The following is a 19434-nucleotide window of genomic DNA, read 5'->3' on the forward strand; positions in this document are numbered from 1 at the left end:
CCGCTACGCACCCCAAAACCGGAAGAGCCGGTTTGGCCTGGGCCAACCCACGCGAGTGGACAAAGTGCAGGGGAGGGATCATGCTCCCATCCCGTATTCCAGCCAGGGTTTCTACCAGGTCGCCTAGTCAACCACTGAAGTCCCGGGAAAGAGGCACGCAGAAAAAGACGAAACTCAATCAGTCGTTCGCAATCGAAGAACGAAGCCACCAATACCCCGGGCTAACTAGCTCAAGAAGTCATCCTGGTATTGCTGCACCATTGAATCGAAATCACGATCACGTTCAAAACCTAAGGCTTCCACTCTTGACACATCGAAATTTCCCGGCCAGCTTGTAACTATCGCAGCAATACTCTCATCAGGCTTGTCACTAACAAGCTTTCTCGTTTCAGAGCCAGCCACACGCTCAAGCGAATCCAGCATTTCGCCAACCGTGACACAAATTCCTGGAAGATTCATAACTCTCCACGAGCCGAGTTTTGAGCCTTCAACTAAGAGTGCCCTTCCAAGATTACGAACTGCTACTTGCGGCGATGCAAGCCACATTCTCGTATCGTGCGGCACGGGGACCTCCGACGGCACACCGTTAAGAGGCTCACGAATGATCCCGCTAGCAAATGAGCTCGCGGCAGAATTCGGTTTACCAGGTCGCACCGAGATCGTAGGGAGTCGGCAAATGCGAGCATCTACGAAGCCTTTTCGTCCATACTCATTGACAAGCAGCTCTCCAATGGACTTGGTTGCCCCATAGGTAGAGTCAGGCTGAGTGGCCCAGTATTCAGGCATTACTTGCGGAAGACTGCCCCCAAACACGGCAAGAGAGCTCGTGAAGACGAACCGTGCAGGATGAGCCCCCTTAGCGCTACGAGTATGACGCACGGCCTCGAGAAGACAACGAGTGCCATCTATGTTGACACTCAATGCCGAATCAAAATCCGCCTCCGAACCACCCGAAAGCACGGCTGCTAAATGGATAACTGCATCAGTTTCTCCAGTGATTGCTTGTAGGACAGTCTCTCGATCGGTGATCTCTCCAACCACGGAGCGCACGCGCGGATCTGACACCCGGGCAGCAGCAAGGTCAAATGAAACAATCTCGTTCAAATCAAGCTTGCCGTGGTCTGCCTCGGAAAGAAAATGCTGAATAAGCAGGGTCCCGAGAAAACCCGCACCTCCAGTGATAACGATGTTCATACTTGCTCCTTATGAAGAATGTAGTGGCCGCCAGCGCCCCGCCCCTCTCGTATTGAGGATGGGCTTCGCCAGTCACTAACAGCCAAGAAAAGGTTCTGAAGACCATGGCATAGAAAATGGGGTGAATTCCTTCCGATAGGGAGGAATAAGAAAGTCATAAACCACTTTCGTGAACCAATGCACTGCGGAAGTGATGAGGCTTTTCTATAGCAATAAGCGTTCGAAAAACAAAGCAGAATTTATATTTAGCGCACGCGCATCAATCATAGGTAGACTCCCCTCAATGCAAGTGATGTGAGATACTTTTAACATCCTACCGTAAGACACCTCACATTGAGTCTTTTATTCTTGTCAAGGACTGAATGGGCGGCACCCTTGCGGGCTTATTGCCTTTCACCAAGTTTCTGGAACCGAGGAGGATTTCTAATGTCCCCAACAACGCTCGTGCTGCTCGGCATTGCTGCGGTAGCTCTCATTCTCTTTTTGATCATTAGAGCAAAGACCCATCCATTTATCGCGATGCTACTTGTGTCGATCGCTTTGGCACTTGCAGCGCGCGTACCGCTTTCGGAAGTTGTACCTCTACTCAAAGATGGTATGGGAGGAACACTCGGAGGTGTCGCTCTCATTGTCACGCTTGGTGCAATGCTCGGTCGAATAGTGGAAGTCTCAGGTGGCGCTGAAGTACTAGCTCGTTCTCTTGAGAAAAACTTCGGCGAGAAGCGCGCACCATGGGCACTAGGCGCTGCCTCATTTATTTTTGGTATTCCGGTCTTTGTTGATGTAGCGACAATCGTGCTCGTTCCAATCACACTTGCCGTGGCCCGTCGAATGGGTGGAAAAACAAATATGCTTGCCTACGCCTTGCCTGTAGTTGCTGCTTTGCTAACAGTGCATGTAGTTCTCCCACCGCACCCTGGAATCGTTGGCGCCTCAGAGCTGATGCAAGCTGATGTAGGCATGGTTCTTTTACTTGGTCTGATTCCTGCCGTCGTTATGTGGCTGGTAGGCCAAGTGTTCTCAGGTTTCATAGTCAAGAAGGTTTTTTCTCCGGTGCCAGCTGTTGGTAGTCAAGCCGCCGGAACTACCGCAAACCAAGACGTCGAAGTTGATGATGGAGGGGCACCGTCAGTGGGGCTCGTTCTTGCCACGATTCTCCTCCCTCTTGTGCTCATTATGGGTGGCACCGTATCTACACTCATGCTTGATGAAGGTACCGCAGTACGGGATTTCCTGGGCTTCGTTGGTGACTCTCCCATCGCTCTTTTCATTGGCGTCATATTCGCGACTGGGGTCTTAGGTTTTGCACGTGGCTGGGGCAAGGAACAGGTAGAGGACGTTGTAGCCTCGGCACTTCCTGCTACGGCCGCAGTCATCTTGATCACTGGCGCAGGGGGGACCTTCGGCAAAGTCTTGACTGAAACCGGTGTTGCCGATGCTGTAGCTGATTTGCTGGTGTCCACGGGGCTACCAGTGCTCGTGCTGGCATGGTTGCTTGCAGCTTTTATTCGCGCAGCCCAAGGGTCCGCAACCGTTGCGGCACTTACAACTGCCCCATTAGTGGCACCAATGATTGCCTCCCTGGAGCTTAATGGATTGCAAGTAGCACTGGTGACTGTGACTGTCGGCATCGGCTCGATGGCATTTAGCCATGTAAATGATTCTTTGTTCTGGGTGTGGAGCCGCTACTTCCAAGTAGATACCGCATCAGCGTTGAAGTCTTACACAGTGACGACAACGATCATGTCAATAGTTGGATTCGTTGTAGTTGGAATCTTGTGGCTAGTACTAGGAGCAATGGCGTAATGGAAAGGCATGAAAAAATGAATCTTTTTGAGGCACCATCGAGGCGTCTTCTGGTGCTTGACGACGACCCTACTGGCTCACAGTGCGTTTCGAACGTCGAAGTGGCCCTCGATACTGATCCATCTATTCCGGCCGAGGTGCTACAGAACCGAGGTTCAGCGTGTTTTGTCCTCACGAATTCGCGCGCCCTCGATGAAGACGCTGCCGTAGAAATCAACCGCAAAATGGTTGGGTCCGTAGTCGAACGCTTGGAAGACTGCCGCGGCCTACATGTTGTTTCTCGCTCGGATTCAACGCTTCGCGGCCACGTAATCGCAGAGCCAAATGCAATTGCTGATGCGCTTGCGGAGCACAACATCGAAGTAGATGGCTTTTTGTTCTGCCCGGCGATGATTGAAGCAGGCCGATTCACTAAAAATGATGTTCACTTCGCCATAGTGGACGGAAAAGCGCAACAGGTGGAGGACACTGACTTTGCGAACGACGCAACATTTGGGTATTCCCACTCGAACCTTGCGGACTTTCTTGAAGAGAGGTCTGGTGGGATAGTCCGCGCGGAGGAGTGTGTCTCAATAAGTCTCACCGATATCCGCGACGGTGGCGTAGAAACGGTCAAGGCAAAGCTCGTCGAGGCGAAGAATCGACGCTGGATAATAGTTAATGCCACCGAATATTCCGACATGGATATCGTGTCAGAAGCAGTGGCAGAACTCGAAGAACAGGGCAAAGTGTTTGTGACTCGTTGCGGCCCTTCCTTCGTTCGCTCCCTAGCTGGGCAGCGAAACGCTCAACTGATTACTTCTGATTCCTTAGAAATTGATCCATCACGCACAGCTCATGGGCTCGTCGTCGTTGGCTCACACGTAGGGCTCACGAGCCAACAGCTTGCAGTACTTCAGCAGCGAAGCAATCTCCATGAGTTTGAGCTGCAGGTTCCTAAGCTGCTCGATTCAGGATCCCGTGAGCAGCATATCGATGAGGTTTCAATGCGTGTGAGAGAAGCGCTAGCGAGTTCCGATTGCGTCCTGTACACGAGTCGAGAACTGATTAGGACAGAGTCAAAGGCTGAATCTCTCGCGATCGCACGACAAGTCTCTGATGCAGTCGTTGCAGTGGTGCAAGCAGCAAGGGAAGCACGTCCAGCCTGGGTCGTCGCCAAGGGAGGTATTACATCCCACGAGGTAGCGGCTTCGGGCCTCGGGATTCAGCGTGCCAAGGTCCAAGGTCAGTTTTATGAGGGGCAGATTAGCTTGTTTACTGCTACCGAAGCTCCTGAAGACGTGATCGGAGTACCGTACGTAGTTTTCCCGGGAAATGTAGGCGGTAAGGAGGCTTTGGCAGAGGTCGTTGAAAGGCTACGAGCTGCCACGACAGATGCTTAGGCTTATCCTTTTCTCACTAAAGAATAGGGCCAACCTTAATCCGCATATCAAAAACTGCGAATCTACCCGATGACTACATACACCGAGAGTAGATTAGCTGGAAAATTTCACAGTACCTACCAATTTATTTTTACACTCAAGGGAGTTTTAAGTGCGCACCACTCCAAAAGTTGCCTGGATCGGGCTCGGCGCCATGGGAGGGCCAATGGCCCTCGCAACCGCATCAGCTGGAATGAGCGTCACGGCATTTGACGTCCAGCCCTCTTCACTCGAATCAGTAGCACCTCAAGTGAGCGCTGCCTCTAACGCTCGTGAGGCTGTTTCTGGTGCCGACGTCACCGCGATTATGGTGGCAACTGGAGACCAGTTGCAATCCGTCCTATTCGGAGAAGAAGGAATTTCCCCTCACCTTTCTCAAGGTTCAGTAATTCTCATTATGGCGACCGTCGGCCCGAAGGCCATTGAACAAGCTGTTGATGGCCTTGCGGGTACAGGCGTACATGTCGTTGACGCACCAGTGTCTGGCGGCGTCGCACGAGCAAAAACAGGGGATCTACTCATGATGGTGTCTGGCGACAGTTCCGCTGTGGCCGTCGTTCAGCCACTTCTGGATGCAATGGCGTCAAACGCCCCCGTAGTCGGCGAACGTCCTGGCGACGGCCAGCGTTTCAAGATCGTAAATCAGCTGTTGTGCGGCGTCCATATCGCAGCTGCTGGCGAAGCACTAGCTCTAGCGGATTCGATGGGGCTGGAAGTCTCCCGGGTGCACAAGGTGCTTGGAACAGGAGCTGCAGCTAGCTTTATGTTTGGTGATCGCGGGCAGAGGATGGTTGATGAGGCCTTTGATGAGGTGCGTAGTGCACTCGATATCTTTGTGAAGGATATGGGACTAGTCGGGGAAGCTGCACGAGAAGTACACCAAGAAGTACCACTTGCAGTTACGGCGGAGCAACTTTATATCAGAGGACATCGCGAGGGAGTGGGGCGTAAGGACGATTCAATCGTCTTCAAACTGCTACGCGGCGAGCATTGATGAGTATTGACTTAGGCGACCGACTTCGACGCCTCCAGCGCACACCGCATTTCCCCAGACCTAAAACCCGCAACCTGCAGGTGAGCGGCGCATAGCGCTTGATTCCGCCGTGGGCGTTATACCGCAGCTGCTCTGCGCCGTCCTCATCGACGATCTTCCAACCATTACGGGTGATTTCACGGGCGACGACACTGTGGTGCCTATTGATTTTCTGCGCGATGGCTCGTGCCGAATCACCGACACGACATCCCGCTTCAATAGCAACACGGTCTTCAACAGTAAGCCTGCGACCACGCCCTACTAAGGCGTGTTTGTCGAATACGCCACTAGGAAATCCATCGACGGCTTGAGTTTTCATCGGTGCTGGCATACCAGAATCTTTACCCAGCTTCTTGCCTGTATCTGGTATAGACACCACCGCCTCATCAGGCGTTCGGCGATGTCGCTGCCGGCGTGACTTCGCATACCGCTGCTTCCTTATCCACTCATACACGGTAGAAGGATGCACACCGATAGCATCAGCCACTGTCTGACAGTTCTCACCAGCAAGCACTCGCTCCACGGCCTGGGCACGTTCATCAGGTGACAAGTGGGCGCGTCTAGGCCGCACTTCGATTACACCAGCTTTCTTTAACCTGCTGTGAAGCAAGCCAGTCGATATTCCAACAGTCTGTGCTGCTTGATTGATCGACATACCTGCACGCACCAACCCAACAGCCTCACGGACAAACGGATCACGCAGACGACTCGCACGCCTGCCAGGAGGCTCGACACCTCTTACCCTCAACCAACCGTAAACCGTATCGGGACCCACACCCACATCACGCGCGACGAGACTAACTGCCTCACCTGCCACCACGCGCTCAATAGCGGCTTCCTTAACATCCTTCGGAGTCCAACGCGTCACAACTACCTCCCGGTCGAAGTGGCGCATTCACCCCTTGACAGCACGCAGGTGGGCGTCGGCAAGCGCTTGGCGACGCCCCACCACCCACCAGGAGGTTTCGGGATCGAGGTCTGGGGCTTTGGGTTAAGAGCGGTTGCAGCGCTGTGCCCAAAAGATTGGGGTTTTACCTCGCAGCGGGCCTAGACTTGCGGGCGTGACTATTGGCAAGATTCTCCTCTACTACTGCTTTACTCCTATCGAGGACCCCACCGCGATCATGCTGTGGCAGCGCTCCCTGTGCGAGAAGCTCGGGCTCAAGGGCCGTATCCTCATTTCGGAGCACGGCATCAACGGCACCGTGGGCGGGGACATGGATGCGTGTAAGCGCTACGTGCGCGAGACCCGCGAGTACCCGGGTTTCAAGAAGATGGAGTTCAAGTGGTCCGAGGGCGGAGCGGAAGACTTCCCGCGCCTGTCGGTCAAGGTGCGCGATGAAATTGTGGCCTTCGGCGCGCCGGGCGAGCTCAAGGTGGATGAGAACGGCGTCATCGGCGGTGGTGTTCACCTCAAGCCCGAAGAGGTCAACAAGCTGGTGGAGGAGCGTGGCGAGGAAGTTGTCTTCTTCGACGGGCGCAACGCCATGGAGGCGGAAATCGGCAAATTCAAGAATGCCGTGGTGCCGGATGTGCGCACGACTCACGACTTCATCGCCGAACTCGAGTCCGGAAAATATGACTGGATGAAGGACAAGCCCGTGGTCTCCTATTGCACGGGTGGTATTCGCTGCGAAATCCTCTCCGCGCTGATGAAGAACCGCGGTTTTAACGAGGTCTATCAGATTGACGGCGGCATCGTCCGCTACGGAGAAAAGTACGGCAACGATGGCCTGTGGGAAGGCTCGATGTACGTCTTTGACAAGCGCATGCACCACGAGTTTGGTCAGGGCCTAGAGGATCCAGGCTTTATTCAGCTTGGCCACTGCGTGCACTGTGGGAAGGGGACGAATACCTTCCACAATTGCATTAATGAGGACACGTGCCGCAAGCAGGTGCTCATTTGCGATGACTGTATCCAGCACGTGGAAACCCAGCACTGTGGGCGTCCAGATTGCGCCGAGGTGGCTGCGGCCCAGGCGCAGGCCTAGCTTTCGCTAGTTTTCAAGCACCGGGGTGAGCAGGATCTGGATGTCGTTGATGCACCAGATCATGAAGTTGCCGGCCATGACCCAGAAAATCGCCATCCAACCGCGCCAGCGCACGTAGGCCTTGAGTTTGCGCACCATGATGACGGCGCAGCCGATCATGCCGATGAAGGGGATGATCAGCGTCGTCGTGGCGAACACCGTGCGCTGGGTCCTTGTGCACAGCCAAGCGGCGAACTCCACGCGGAGGCAGTCGGTCGTGGTTCCGAAAAACCTGAAGAATCCAGCGAGGAGGAGCGCGTACAGCGCCGAGCTCACAAGGATAGCCACCATAAACCACAGCGCCTGGCGCGAGGAGCGGCGGTTGGCCTCGGCGACGGCGAGGGGATCGGGCTCGTCGGCAAGCTCATCAAAGCTGCGGGGCTCGGGGCGAGGCAGGTTGGTATAGTCCGCGTCGGACGTGAGATCATTTTCGGGGTGCTCTGCTGCCATGCTGTGCAAGTCTAACGGGCTTCGGGGTCATAGGTGCTCGGGCAGACCAGGACTGGCACGCCCACGTGGGGGAGTAGTTCGGTGGCGGTGCTGCCGATGAAGACGCGCTCGATCGGTCCCATGGGGGAGGAGCCCAAGCAGAGCAGGTCGCCCTTCTTCCACTTGAGCGAATCCACCGCGCCGGACCAGCCGTGGCCGCTGCCGATGTCCGTCGTGACGGAAATCTCCGGGAAGGCCTCTGCGATGAAATCGTGGGCGCGGTCCAACAGCGAGAGCGAGTGCTCGCGCCAATTGGGGGCGTCGGAGGGAAAAGTGGGGGAGTATTCGAGGGGGACGTCGACCAGCCCCTTGGCGGAAAACGCCAGGATACGCAAGGGGATGCCGCCGCGCTGCGCAATGCAAGCTGCGTGCCGGAGGGCGGGATCGTCAGCGCGGCCAAGTTCGGTGAAGGCGAAATTGATGCGCGTCACTCCGTGCTTGGACAGCTTGATACCGCGCGGGGTGAGACCCACGGGAAGCGGCGAGTAGTGCAGCAGCGCATCGGCGGTAGAACCGGAGAAGAAACGGCCCTTCGGCGCGGACTGGTTGGCCCCTAGGAGGATGACGTGAGCGTTGAAATCCGTAGCCGCTTGCTCCAGCAGCTGCGGGCGGGACGGTCCCGCGATGAGAACGGAGACGTTCTTATCGAGCTGGGCCTTGTCCACCCCGGCTGCGTCCAAGGCCTGCTTAACGGCGCGTTCGCAGGTTGCGCGCTCCTTCTTGAACCACTGCTTATAGGAGCCGCTGAGCTTGCTGAGCGACGTCACGGTGAGGGGTTGCGAAATCGTGGATACTACCCGGATCTGAACGGGCGTGGAACGCGCAAGCCATGCGGCAAACTCGATGGCCTCGGTGCCCGTGGAGCTAGGACTCCACGAGACGAGTACGCGAAGCGGGGGAATACGGTCCTCCGAGGAGGACTGTCCTTCCGCAGGGTGTGAAGATTTCTTAGCCATTCATCAAAAGGATCGGGGTCGTTTCCTTCATTATCGACCCTTCACGCTTTAAAATAAAATCCGTTCTACCGGCGCTTTTTGGTCTATTTTCCGTCCATGGTGGGGCGGTACACATCCGCGAGTTTGGAAATCAGGTTGACCAAAGAATTGGCGTCCTTGATGTCCTCCGGTTCAAGCCAGCGCAGGATCTCGGCCAAAGCTGCCGCACGCTGGCGGGAGACGATGGTCAGCTCGGATTCGCCGAGCTGGGTGAGGGCGACGAGAACGCCGCGGCGGTCCTTTTCGTCGCGGTGCCGTTCCACGAAGCCTTGGCGCTCCAATTGGTACAGTGCATTGGACGCGGTGGGCATCCGGATTAGCTCTGCTTGGGCAATGGTGCTGACGCGAGAGGGCCCACGCAGGCGCAGCTGATTCATGATCGAGACCTGCGAGGTGGTTAGGGACGTGCCCTCCGTTGTGCGCTGGAAGATGAGCATGAGCTTATTGAGCGCGGGCTGGATCTGGCGGGCAACATCCAGGGCGTCCTCGTAGGGGATCGGGGATTCGATAGTTTCTTCACTCATGGAAAATAAGTGTAGCTACAATCCACTCGCGGCGGTAGTTAGCTGACTAAAAAATTAGGTTTTGCGTCGCGAAGTGCCCAAGGGGAGCCTAGATTGTTGACGCTGCCCGCACTACACTGTCCGGCGTGAATTCTCCGTCCAAGGCAGAGTCTGCAAAGACAAGGCCAGAAGTGGCCTACCGCAACGAAGTCTCCTATGAATGGGAGCGCGCACAGCATCTGCGTGAGCTTCGCGCGGGAAAAGTGACGCGCGAAGAATTGTGTGATGCTGGTTTTCTCCTCCGCGCGGCGGCGGAGCATCATGGCGTTGACATGCAGAAGCCTTGCCCGGTGTGCGGAGAAGAGCTGCGACTGACCCGCTGGGTTTATGGCGACTTTTTAAAGCGCCGTGCGGGAAGCGCGCGCAGCGCGGCGGAAATTGCAGAAATGGCGGCCGAGGGGCTGGAGTTTACAGTGCATTTCGTGGAAGTGTGCCCGGCATGCCGCTGGAATCATCTGCTTCGAGCGGCCACGGTCTATGCTCGAAGGTAGTTTTGGCTTCCCAGTTCACGCCGGTAAGCTGCATGTATTTACAGTTTCTGTACAGGATTGATGAGGACACGGATTAGTGACCGAGAAGGAAACCTCCGGGCGAAAGTCAGGTAATCGCAAGAAGAGCGCCTCGCACAGGAGTAGGCGTTCGTCCGGCCGCACACGCCGCTGGCCGTGGATCGTGCTCGCTGTCTTATTCGTAATTGTCGGCATCCCCGCCTTGCTCTTTGGGTACGCGTATACGCAATACGACGTCCCCGAGCCCAAGGAGCTGCAGCCGAGCCAGATTTCCACGATTGTCGCCGGCGACGGCGAAACCCAGCTGGCCAAACTAGTTCCACCGGAGGGCAACCGCCGCCAGGTGACCCTGGATGAGATCCCGGATTACGTTGAGGATTCTGTCCTCGCGGCCGAGGACCGCGAGTTCTGGACCAACTCGGGCTTTTCCTTTACAGGTCTGGGCCGTGCCGTCTTGGGCAAGCTCACCGGTGATGCTTCCGCCGGTGGTGGCTCGACGATTACTCAGCAGTATGTGAAGAATACTCTCGTTGGTGACGAGTACTCCTACGTCCGCAAGATTCGTGAGCTCATCTACTCGGTGAAGATGACCAACGAATGGTCCAAGGAGGACATCCTCAACGCCTACCTCAACACGGTCTACTTCGGCCGCAATGCGTATGGCATCGAGGCTGCATCCAATGCGTACTTTAATAAGGACGCCAAGGACCTCACTAAGGAAGAAGGCGCGCTGCTGGCGGGTGTTATCCAGTCCCCGTCCGTCCTTGATCCGTGGGTAGATGAGGAACGGTCCCAAGCTCGCTGGAATTACGTCATGGATGGCCTCGTTGAGATGGGTGACTTGGATCAGGCTGAACGCGATCAGTTGGTCTTCCCGGAAACTCGCGATCCGTCTGAGTATTCCGCTTACACCGAAGCGCCAGGCGCTTATGGCCACATCAAGAACCAGGTCATCGATGAGCTGTCCCGTGTGGGCATCACTGAGGATCAGCTGGCCACCGGTGGTCTGAAGGTGACGACGACCATTGATATGACCGTCCAGAATGCATCGACGGATGCTGCCCACGCAGAGCTGGGAGTGCTGCAGGAAGATGCACGCGCGGCAGCAGTCACCATTGACCCGGCCACGGGTGCCGTGCGTGGCTACTACGGCGGTGACGATTCCAACGGCTGGGATTATGCCAATTCCCCGCTGCAGACAGGTTCAACCTTCAAGATTATGACCCTGGCCGCAGCGCTCCAGCAGGGCATCGATCTCAATACTTATTACTCCTCGGCGCCCTACCAGCTGCCTGGATCGCAGCTCGTGACCAACGACGTGGGTGCCGGCTGCGGTAGCTGCTCCATCGCTGAGGCAATGAAGAATTCTTATAACACGTCCTTCCTGCGCCTCCAGGATGACTTGGAAAACAAGACGCAGGACACCGCGGATATGGCGCATGCGTTGGGCGTGCCGCGCAGTCTTCCGGGGATTGAAAAGACCCTCACTGAAAATGGTGGAACGCCGTACGAGGGCATCGTGCTGGGCCAGTACCAGTCGCGTCCGCTCGATATAGCGACGGCAATGGCCACCTTGACCAACCAAGGCATATGGCATCAGCCGCACTTCGTGGAAAAGGTAGAAAACGCTGCCGGCGAAGTCCTCTACGAGAACCCGACCGACGGCGGTGAACGCCGTGTCTCCGCCAACGTGGCCAACAACGTGATCTCCGCGATGCAGCCAATTGCCGCATGGTCCAATGGTGCGCTAGCTGGCGGACGCCCGTCTGCCTCCAAGACTGGTACGACGCAGCTGGGCGATACGGGCCAGAACAAGGATGCGTGGATGGTCGGTTCCACGCCGCAGCTGGCTACAGCAGTGTGGGTAGGCACGGCCGACAACACCTCCGCAATCTTTAATCAGTGGGGTGGAATCATGTACGGCTCGGATGCACCGACAAAGATCTGGAAGTCCATCTTGGACACCTCTCTGGCCAACACGGAGCAGCAGCCCTTCCCGCAGGCCTATCCGATCAACTATGGCGTCGGCAGCTGGGGTTCGGGCTATGTCTATGACCCGAGCCAGACCACGACGTGGGACCAGACGCCGGCGAGCCCGGAGAGCGACAGCACCGAGGGTGAAGAGGAAACACCTGCCGAGGGCGGCGAGCACCACGACGAGGGTCAGGGCGGTAGCCCAGAGCAGCCGGCCCAGCCTGAGCAGCCTGAGCAACCCGCTAACCCTGAAGTACCTTCACTCGATGACATTCTTAATGGAGATGGCCTCGACCAATTGCTTGGCCAATAGGAGATTGATCCCCCGGTGAGCCATCACACTTCTTCGCAGCTTGTCCCACTCTCATCCGAATCGATGACCCGTGGCGCCGTCAATGCCCTCGGCGGGCCGACGGGGCGTTTCGCCCGCTCGGCCCACTCTGGTTGGTGGACGCCGCTGCGCGTCATCATCACACTGGCGTGGACGTTCCTGGCGTTTGGGTTTTTGAGTAAGGCAACCTGTGCGGGCAGCCGCCGGGGCGAGGACGGCCTCATCAGCCTGAACTGGGATGGCAACCGCCAGTACACGTCCTTTTGCTACAACGACATCGTGCCGCTCTATGGTGGGCGCGGCTTGGACCAACCTGGCTTTCCCTATGCCTACTCCTGGGTGGAGGGAGACCTCACGCGCTACATGGAATACCCCGTTCTGGCGGGCCTGTTCCAGGGGGTCGTCGGCTGGCTGGCGCGCACCACGTATCCGGCTGTCGAGTGGATTGGTATGGCCGAGGTCAGTTGGTACTTTGGGCTGACCACGCTCATCTTGTCCCTCGTGTGGGTCGGCACCGTGGTCATGGTATTCCAGCTCACGGGCAACCGGGCATGGGATACCATTCTCATGGCGGCCAGCCCGCTCGTGGTCATCCACGCCTTCACCAATTGGGACATCCCGTCGGTAGCGTTCATGGTGGGTGCCCTTCTCGCCGTGAAAAAACGCAAGAACTGGCTCGCCGGCATTCTCATCGGGCTCGGCACGGCATTCAAGCTGTGGCCCCTGTTTATCTTGGGCGCGTTTCTGGTGTTGGCCATCCGCCACAAGCGGTGGGCGCCTTTCTTCAAGATGTTCGTGGCAACCGCTGTGACGTGGCTCGTGGTGAACCTACCCGTGGCGCTCGCCTACCCCGAGGCCTGGCGCGAATTCTTCCGGCTCAATCAAGAACGCGGTGCGGAATGGACCACGATCTATGCGCTCTTGAGCCGCGTGACGGGCGTGAGCTTTGAGCCCGAATTCCTCAACACCTTCTCGCTCGTGGCATTCCTGGTGAGCTGCGGGGCGATTGCCATCCTGGGTCTCAAGGCGCCGCGCGCGCCGCGAGTAGCCGAAATGATCTACCTCATCATCATGGCCTTCCTCATTTTCAACAAGGTGTGGTCCCCGCAGTACTCCCTGTGGCTGGTCGTCCCGGCACTCCTGGCCCTTCCCAGGTGGCGGCTCATCTTTAGCTGGGCGCTTGCCGACGCCCTCCTCTGGCCCATCCTCACCTGGCACATGCTCGGCTCGGAAAATAAGGGTCTGCCGCACGAGATGCTCGATATCGCGGTGCTGACGCGCGATGGCTTCATCATTGCCATCGGTGTGCTCATCATCCGCCAGATGTGGGGCAAGTCTGAGGACAAGGTCCGCGCCGCTCATGGCGGCAGGGACCCGTTGGCGGGGGATTTTGCACGATGACTATCACCATCGTGGGCATCGTCTCCATCACGCTGGGCTTCCTTTGTGTGTTGAGCGCCTACTACCTGTTTCAGCGCTCTCAAGACCGCACCTGGCCGGTTGTGCTGGGCTTGCTGGCTTTGCTGTTTCTCACGGTGATCCCGGCGGGATCGGCGATCTTCGTCGCGGCGACCCACTAGCGGCAGCCGAGGAGATGGGGGATTTCCTTTTCCGCCGGTCAGTGCGGTACTGTGTGAGGGTTGCTTGACGCAACAGACCCTCCTGCCATATCCGCAAAGGTGATATGGCCGATACCAATTACTAGACCATAGGAGGTGATGAGGTCCGTGCGTCACTACGAAGTCATGATCATTCTGGATCCTAACCAGGATGAGCGCACCGTAACCCCGTCCCTAGACAAGTTCCTCGAAACGATCCGCAAGGATGGCGGCAAAGTCGAAAAGGTTGATGTGTGGGGCAAGCGCCGTCTTGCATACCCGATCAACAAGAAGGAAGAGGGCATCTACGCAGTCGTGGAGCTGGAGTGTGAATCCCACTCGGTTCTCGAGCTTGATCGCCGTCTGAACCTGAACGACTCCATTATGCGTACCAAGGTTCTGCGCACCGACAGCAAATAGCGGATACTGGGTTTCGAGCAATCCACGTAACCGATATTAAGGAGTAAAGACATGGCTCAGGGAGATACCAACATTACGGTTGTCGGCAACATTGTGGCCGACCCGGAACTGCGCTTCACCCCAGCGGGTGCCGCAGTGGCAAATTTCCGTGTTGCCTCCACCCCGCGTCGCTATAATCAGCAGACTTCCCAGTGGGAGGACGGCGAGGCCATGTTCCTCACCTGCAACGTGTGGCGCCAAGCCGCAGAAAACGTTGCGGAGACCTTGACCAAGGGCATGCGCGTTATCGTTACTGGCCGTTTGCGCCAGCGGTCTTACCAGACCCGTGAGGGCGAGAACCGCACTGTTTTTGAAATCGAGGTCGATGAGGTCGGCCCGTCCCTGCGTTATGCATCCGCACAGGTTAACCGCAAGTCCGGCAACGGCGGCGGCAACTATGGCGGTGGCCAGCAGCAGGGTGGTGCTAACTACGGCGGCGGCAACCAAGGTGGTTTCTCCGGAAACCAGGGCGGTTTCTCTGGAAACCAGTCCCAGTCCTCTGCCCCGCAGCAGTCTCAGCAGCAGTCGGCTCCGAGTAACGATCCGTGGAATTCTGCACCCCAAGCGGGAAGCTTTGGTGGTGCGGATGCAGAACCCCCGTTCTAAGACTGTCACGCAAGTATTCATTTAACTCAATTGAAAGGCAGGGATCATGAAGCTGATCCTCACCGCTGCCGTTGAGAACCTCGGCGCCCCCGGCGAAATTGTAGAGGTTAAGGACGGCTACGGACGTAACTACCTGCTTCCGCGCGGCCTGGCAATCGTTGCTACCCGCGGTGCTGAGAAGCAGATCGAGGGCATCAAGCGCGCCCAGGAAGCTCGCGCAATCCGCGACCTGGACCACGCACGCGAGATCCGTACCCAGCTGGAGGAGCTCAAGGACGTTAACGTCCCCGTGAAGACCTCCGAGTCCGGCAAGCTCTTCGGCTCCGTGTCCGCTGAGGACATCGTGAACGCCGTTGCCGCCGCTGGCGGCCCGAAGCTGGACAAGCGCATCGTTGTGCTGCCCAAGGGCCTGGTCAAGAAGACCGGCAACTACCAAGTCGAGCTGAAGCTGCACGCTGACGTTATCGGCAAGGTGAACTTCTCGGTCGTCGCTGCCTAAGAATTAAGGCGCACGACGGTCACCCTCCGTTCGCCCGCGTGTGAGGCGCGGTGCCGGTACGCAGGACGTGACCTTAAGACAACAGCAAGGCTTTAAGGCCGTGCTCCTTTCACTATGTGAGGTGGTGAGAGGAAGCACGGCCTTGCGCCGTTTTACGCGGGGTCGCCTTTTGGGGATCTAGCACCGCAGGAGGCAGGGAAACGTCGCCAAGCGCGGCCTGTGGATAACTCGCCCAGCCTGTGGATAAACCTGCGTTCAGTTAACGGTGAATTCACTCATGCCGCCATGTGTTAACCCGCTGGTAGCGGCGATATCGGGGTAATGCCCCTACTTTTCCACGGGATTTGTGCGTATTTTCACATCTCAAAAAACGCGCCTTGACCTGCAGAAATAAACTTCGCTGGTCACAGCGGTGCAAAGTTATCCACAGCCCTGACCTCTGGCTTTGCATACCAAGTCTTTGCTGACCTGGGAATTCCACAGCTCTCTGTGGATAACTGTGAGAGTTATGCCCAAGGGGTAGTGTCTTGACCCTCGGCTACACTGTTGTGTACTACGCGCGGTTGCCGCTTGGCACTGCATCGAAGCTTGGCCGTCCGGCGCGGAGAAGAGTAAGAACTTCAGGCACGGCCAGGGTGGGACTAATGAACGGTGGGATTGATGAGCAATGACTAATGCCAGTTTTGACGACGACCACGTTCCACCGCCGCCGGAGCCGGTAGAGGAGGAACCTCGCCGCTCTTACCGGCAGGAAGAGCCAAAGCGCTACGGCGAATTTCGCCAGCCGCCCGCGGACCGCGAGGCCGAACAGGGCGTTCTCGGCGCCATGCTCCTGAGCCCGAATACGGTCATGGAGGTCATTGAGGAGCTGGAGCCGGAGGACTTCTACTATCCTGCGCACACGCTCATCTACCAGGCCATGATCGATCTTTACGCGGCGGGCACGGATATTGACGCGGTGATTGTTGCGGCCCGTCTCGATCGCTATAACAACCTTGAACGCGTTGGCGGTGCGCCCTACCTGCATACCCTGCTGGCCACGGTGCCCACTGCGGCTAACGCCCGCTATTACGCGGAGATTGTCGCGGAGAAGGCGGTGCTGCGCAAGCTGGTGGACGCCGGTACTAGAGTCGTCCAACTCGGCTTCCAGGGCTCCGAAGACATGGAGATCGAGTCCGTGCTGGACCGCGCCCAGCAGGAAGTTTTCGCCGTGGCGCAGAAGAAGACGACTGAGGATTACCGTGCGCTGAGTGATCTCATCGACCCCACGATCGATGAGCTCGCCGCCCTGCAGCAAAACGGCGTGGAGTCGGGCGTGCCCACAGGGTTCATCGACCTCGACAACCTGACCAATGGCCTGCGTGCCGGCCAGATGATTATCGTCGCCGCCCGCCCTGGCGTGGGCAAGTCCACGCTGGCCATGGATTTCATGCGCTCGGCCTCTCTGCAGCACAACAAGACTTCTGTGGTTTTCTCCCTGGAGATGTCTGCCTCCGAGATCGTCATGCGCCTGTTGTCAGCGGAGGCGGAAGTGAAGCTGTCGGATATGCGCGGTGGCCGCGTGTCCACGGAGGATTGGGCCAAGATCGATGACACCCTCAATCGCATCCAGGATGCGCCCCTGTTCATCGATGATTCCCCGAACCTCACCATGATGGAGATCCGCTCGAAGGCCCGCCGTCTGAAGCAGCAGCACGGGCTCGACCTCATTGTGTTGGACTATATGCAGCTGATGTCTTCGGGCAAGAAGGTGGAGTCCCGCCAGCAAGAGGTCTCGGAGTTCTCGCGCCAGCTCAAGTTGCTGGCCAAGGAACTGGAAGTTCCGCTCATCGCTATTTCGCAGCTGAACCGTGGCCCGGAATCCCGTACCGATAAGAAGCCGCAGCTGGCGGATCTGCGTGAGTCCGGCTCGCTGGAGCAGGACGCCGATATGGTTATGCTGCTCTACCGCCCGGACTCGCAAGACCGCGATGATCCCCGCGCCGGTGAGGCGGATATCATCCTGGCCAAGCACCGTGGCGGCCCGATCGACACGGTGAAGGTGGCGCACCAGCTGCACTACTCCAAGTTCGTCAACATGGCGCACGGTTAAATTACAGGTCCACGACGGCGTTGGGGTCACCCAACCGTGGGCCGAGGATGACCAAGACCAGGAAGACCGCAGCCGCGGCGAGCGCCAGCCACCGCCACACGGGGAAGAAGCGCTCGCCGCACAGCCGGGCGAATGCCGCGCCGATGAGCGCGCCGATCGTATTGAAGATGAGGTCATCAATATCAGTGCGTCCGAGCGCGAAGGCATACTGGACTGTTTCCAGCGCCAAACTCAGCGCGAATCCCCACGCGGCCGTTGCCTTGATTGATCGGCACATGCTGAAGACGAGCATGCCGAAAGGAATGAAAAAGGCGGTATTGCCCGCATACTCAAAAAGCGGGCCAAACCAGGTGCCTCCGGAGAACTCATCAAGTGGCACCAAACGCAGGTCACGGACCCGCTGGTTCTCCGGCTTCCAAAGGTAGCCGATCTGGTAGAAGGGCTTAAGCGTGGTGAGCGCGGCCATGACCGCGACCCACGCGCCAAGGGCGATCCTATTGAGCAAGGGTCCTACCCTTGAATTCTGGCAGGGTCAGTGCCGCCGCAGCGGCGAGTCCGAAGGCCGCTGCGAACAGCACGAAGAGCCAGCCCGTGCCCGCCACCGCGATGAGCGGCGGAACGATAAGCGGCGCCAGGATGGAGGCGAGTCGGCCGAAGCCCGCGGCCGCACCAGTACCGCGCCCGCGCAGGGCGGTGGGGTAGAGCTCCGGGCCGATGGCGTACAGCGCGCCCCACGCGCCCAGGTTGAAGAAGGAGAGCAGGCAACCGGCCAGGATGATCATGGCCTCAGTGTTGGCGAAGCCAAAGAATCCGGCGGACAGGGCAGAGCCCACGAGGAAGGTCGCCAGGGTCGAGCGGCGTCCCCAGACCTCGATGAGCCAGGCCGCTGCGGCGTAGCCGGGCAGCTGGGCCAGGGTGATAATCAGCGTGAAGCTGAAGGACTTCACCAGGGAGAAACCGTCTGCGACAAGCAGCGACGGAATCCAAATGAAGGCGCCGTAGTAAGACAGGTTGACGCAGAACCAGATGGTCCACAGCGCCAGCGTGCGCCCGCGCAGGGATTTCGACCAGATGCTGGTGGCGGTGACATCTTCCTCGGAGTAGGTCGGTGCCGGGGTCGTGCGGTCGATGTCCGCCTCATCCACCTCGGCTTCAAAGGAGGCGACGATTTCTTCTGCTTCCTCGTGGCGGCCCTTCGACTCCAGGAAGCGTACTGATTCAGGCAAGTGAAGGCGCACATAGAGGGCATAGAGGGCGGGCACCATGCCGAGTGCTAGGGCCCAGCGCCAGCCGCTTTCCGACGCCCCCACGACGAACGTTCCAATTACCGCAGCGAGGATCCAGCCCACGGCCCAGAAGGCCTCCAGCAAGACCACCATGCGCCCGCGGACCTTGAGGGGTGCGAACTCGGAGATCAGCGTGGAGGCCACCGGCAGCTCGGCGCCGAGGCCAAGTCCGATGAAGAAGCGCAGGATGATGAGGAGCGTGAGGCCCGTCGCCAGGGCGGAAGCACCCGTGGCAAGGCCGTAGACCAGCAGGGTTAGCGCAAAGATGTGGCGGCGGCCGAACTTATCGGCCAAGAGGCCGCCGAAGGTAGCACCCAAGGCCATGCCGATGAAGCCCACGGACGCCAGCCATGAGGACTGGGTCGGTGTGATCCCCCAGTGCACGGCCAGAGCGGCCATGATGAAGGAGATGAGGCCCACGTCCATGGCGTCGAGCGCCCAGCCGATGCCGGAGCCGAAAAGAAGACGTTTGTGTTTTCCGGTGACGGGAAGGCGGTCGAGCCTCTCCGTGCGTGAGATAGAGCGATGATCAAGACGATTCATGCAGGC

Annotated in this window: 18 protein-coding genes and 2 pseudogenes; 12 read left to right on the plus strand and 8 right to left on the minus strand. The window is 58.0% G+C overall.

The window, feature by feature from the left end:
• Nucleotides 1-225: 225 nt before the first annotated feature.
• Nucleotides 226-1194, minus strand: coding sequence for a D-erythronate dehydrogenase (gene denD, locus HMPREF3056_RS03430; protein WP_070510162.1), 969 nt, complete (start codon nucleotides 1192-1194; stop codon nucleotides 226-228).
• 426 nt (nucleotides 1195-1620) lie between these two features.
• On the opposite strand from denD, the gene HMPREF3056_RS03435 reads away from it, so the two are divergent.
• The 3 genes from HMPREF3056_RS03435 to HMPREF3056_RS03445 all read left to right on the plus strand — a co-directional run bounded on the left by HMPREF3056_RS03435 (nucleotide 1621) and on the right by HMPREF3056_RS03445 (nucleotide 5415).
• Nucleotides 1621-3000 carry a GntP family permease gene (locus HMPREF3056_RS03435; RefSeq protein ID WP_070547020.1) on the plus strand — a complete coding sequence of 460 codons (1380 nt, stop codon included), beginning with the start codon at nucleotides 1621-1623 and terminating at the stop codon, nucleotides 2998-3000.
• A gap of 17 nt (nucleotides 3001-3017) precedes the next feature.
• Entirely contained in the window at nucleotides 3018-4382 is a 1365-nt protein-coding gene (locus HMPREF3056_RS03440; RefSeq protein WP_118853179.1) for a four-carbon acid sugar kinase family protein, read from the plus strand.
• Between the two features lie 151 nt (nucleotides 4383-4533).
• A complete protein-coding gene (locus HMPREF3056_RS03445; protein ID WP_083317774.1) occupies nucleotides 4534-5415 on the plus strand; it encodes an NAD(P)-dependent oxidoreductase in 882 nt (293 codons plus the stop codon).
• Nucleotides 5416-5524: 109 nt separating this feature from the next.
• Here HMPREF3056_RS03445 and HMPREF3056_RS13705 read toward each other — a convergent pair.
• Together HMPREF3056_RS13705 and HMPREF3056_RS13930 are read right to left on the minus strand one after the other, a co-directional pair.
• Nucleotides 5525-5880, minus strand: a pseudogene (locus tag HMPREF3056_RS13705) (helix-turn-helix domain-containing protein); the annotation flags it as partial.
• Nucleotides 5881-5899: 19 nt separating this feature from the next.
• Nucleotides 5900-6349 (minus strand): annotated as a pseudogene (locus HMPREF3056_RS13930) (helix-turn-helix domain-containing protein); the annotation flags it as partial.
• A 166-nt stretch (nucleotides 6350-6515) separates the two neighbouring features.
• On the opposite strand from HMPREF3056_RS13930, the gene HMPREF3056_RS03455 reads away from it, so the two are divergent.
• The gene (locus tag HMPREF3056_RS03455) at nucleotides 6516-7445 is read left to right on the plus strand and encodes an oxygen-dependent tRNA uridine(34) hydroxylase TrhO (protein ID WP_049154485.1); all 930 of its coding nucleotides are present in this window, start codon (nucleotides 6516-6518) and stop codon (nucleotides 7443-7445) included.
• Nucleotides 7446-7451: 6 nt separating this feature from the next.
• On the opposite strand, the gene HMPREF3056_RS03460 is transcribed toward HMPREF3056_RS03455, so the two are convergent.
• The 3 genes from HMPREF3056_RS03460 to HMPREF3056_RS03470 all read right to left on the minus strand — a co-directional run bounded on the left by HMPREF3056_RS03460 (nucleotide 7452) and on the right by HMPREF3056_RS03470 (nucleotide 9492).
• Entirely contained in the window at nucleotides 7452-7934 is a 483-nt protein-coding gene (locus HMPREF3056_RS03460; protein WP_049154484.1) for a hypothetical protein, read from the minus strand.
• An 11-nt stretch (nucleotides 7935-7945) separates the two neighbouring features.
• Entirely contained in the window at nucleotides 7946-8929 is a 984-nt protein-coding gene (locus tag HMPREF3056_RS03465; protein ID WP_046648787.1) for a universal stress protein, read from the minus strand.
• A gap of 83 nt (nucleotides 8930-9012) precedes the next feature.
• Nucleotides 9013-9492, minus strand: a complete 480-nt coding sequence (locus tag HMPREF3056_RS03470) for a MarR family winged helix-turn-helix transcriptional regulator (RefSeq protein WP_046648788.1) — start codon at nucleotides 9490-9492, stop codon at nucleotides 9013-9015.
• A gap of 170 nt (nucleotides 9493-9662) precedes the next feature.
• Between HMPREF3056_RS03470 and HMPREF3056_RS03475 the strand changes: the two genes are divergently transcribed.
• From HMPREF3056_RS03475 to dnaB, 8 genes are all read left to right on the plus strand, one after another.
• Nucleotides 9663-10022: a DUF5318 family protein gene (locus HMPREF3056_RS03475; RefSeq protein WP_070754105.1), complete on the plus strand. Its 360-nt coding sequence runs from the start codon at nucleotides 9663-9665 to the stop codon at nucleotides 10020-10022.
• Between the two features lie 76 nt (nucleotides 10023-10098).
• Nucleotides 10099-12327: a transglycosylase domain-containing protein gene (locus tag HMPREF3056_RS03480; RefSeq protein ID WP_070754106.1), complete on the plus strand. Its 2229-nt coding sequence runs from the start codon at nucleotides 10099-10101 to the stop codon at nucleotides 12325-12327.
• 63 nt (nucleotides 12328-12390) lie between these two features.
• Entirely contained in the window at nucleotides 12391-13746 is a 1356-nt protein-coding gene (locus tag HMPREF3056_RS03485; RefSeq protein ID WP_070754110.1) for a glycosyltransferase family 87 protein, read from the plus strand.
• On the plus strand, nucleotides 13743-13925 hold the full coding sequence (locus HMPREF3056_RS03490) for a hypothetical protein (RefSeq protein WP_046648791.1): 183 nt from the start codon (nucleotides 13743-13745) through the stop codon (nucleotides 13923-13925). Before HMPREF3056_RS03485 ends, HMPREF3056_RS03490 begins: the two co-directional genes overlap by 4 nt.
• 147 nt (nucleotides 13926-14072) lie before the next feature.
• Nucleotides 14073-14363 carry a 30S ribosomal protein S6 gene (gene rpsF, locus HMPREF3056_RS03495; RefSeq protein WP_175973876.1) on the plus strand — a complete coding sequence of 97 codons (291 nt, stop codon included), beginning with the start codon at nucleotides 14073-14075 and terminating at the stop codon, nucleotides 14361-14363.
• 51 nt (nucleotides 14364-14414) lie between these two features.
• Complete coding sequence (locus tag HMPREF3056_RS03500) at nucleotides 14415-15008, plus strand: single-stranded DNA-binding protein (protein WP_046648793.1); 594 nt, start codon at nucleotides 14415-14417, stop codon at nucleotides 15006-15008.
• A gap of 46 nt (nucleotides 15009-15054) precedes the next feature.
• A complete protein-coding gene (rplI, locus tag HMPREF3056_RS03505; RefSeq protein WP_010187895.1) occupies nucleotides 15055-15507 on the plus strand; it encodes a 50S ribosomal protein L9 in 453 nt (150 codons plus the stop codon).
• A gap of 667 nt (nucleotides 15508-16174) precedes the next feature.
• Entirely contained in the window at nucleotides 16175-17599 is a 1425-nt protein-coding gene (gene dnaB, locus HMPREF3056_RS03510) for a replicative DNA helicase (protein WP_046648794.1), read from the plus strand.
• Between the two features lies 1 nt (nucleotide 17600).
• Here dnaB and HMPREF3056_RS03515 read toward each other — a convergent pair whose 3' ends face one another.
• On the minus strand, nucleotides 17601-18104 hold the full coding sequence (locus tag HMPREF3056_RS03515) for a VanZ family protein (RefSeq protein ID WP_369816118.1): 504 nt from the start codon (nucleotides 18102-18104) through the stop codon (nucleotides 17601-17603).
• A complete protein-coding gene (locus HMPREF3056_RS03520) occupies nucleotides 18094-19428 on the minus strand; it encodes an MFS transporter (RefSeq protein ID WP_070754107.1) in 1335 nt (444 codons plus the stop codon). The genes HMPREF3056_RS03515 and HMPREF3056_RS03520 overlap by 11 nt, the downstream gene beginning before the upstream one ends.
• Between the last annotated feature and the right edge of the window lie 6 nt (nucleotides 19429-19434).

This window comes from Corynebacterium sp. HMSC056F09 (assembly GCF_001815785.1).
Lineage (GTDB): Bacteria > Actinomycetota > Actinomycetes > Mycobacteriales > Mycobacteriaceae > Corynebacterium > Corynebacterium hiratae.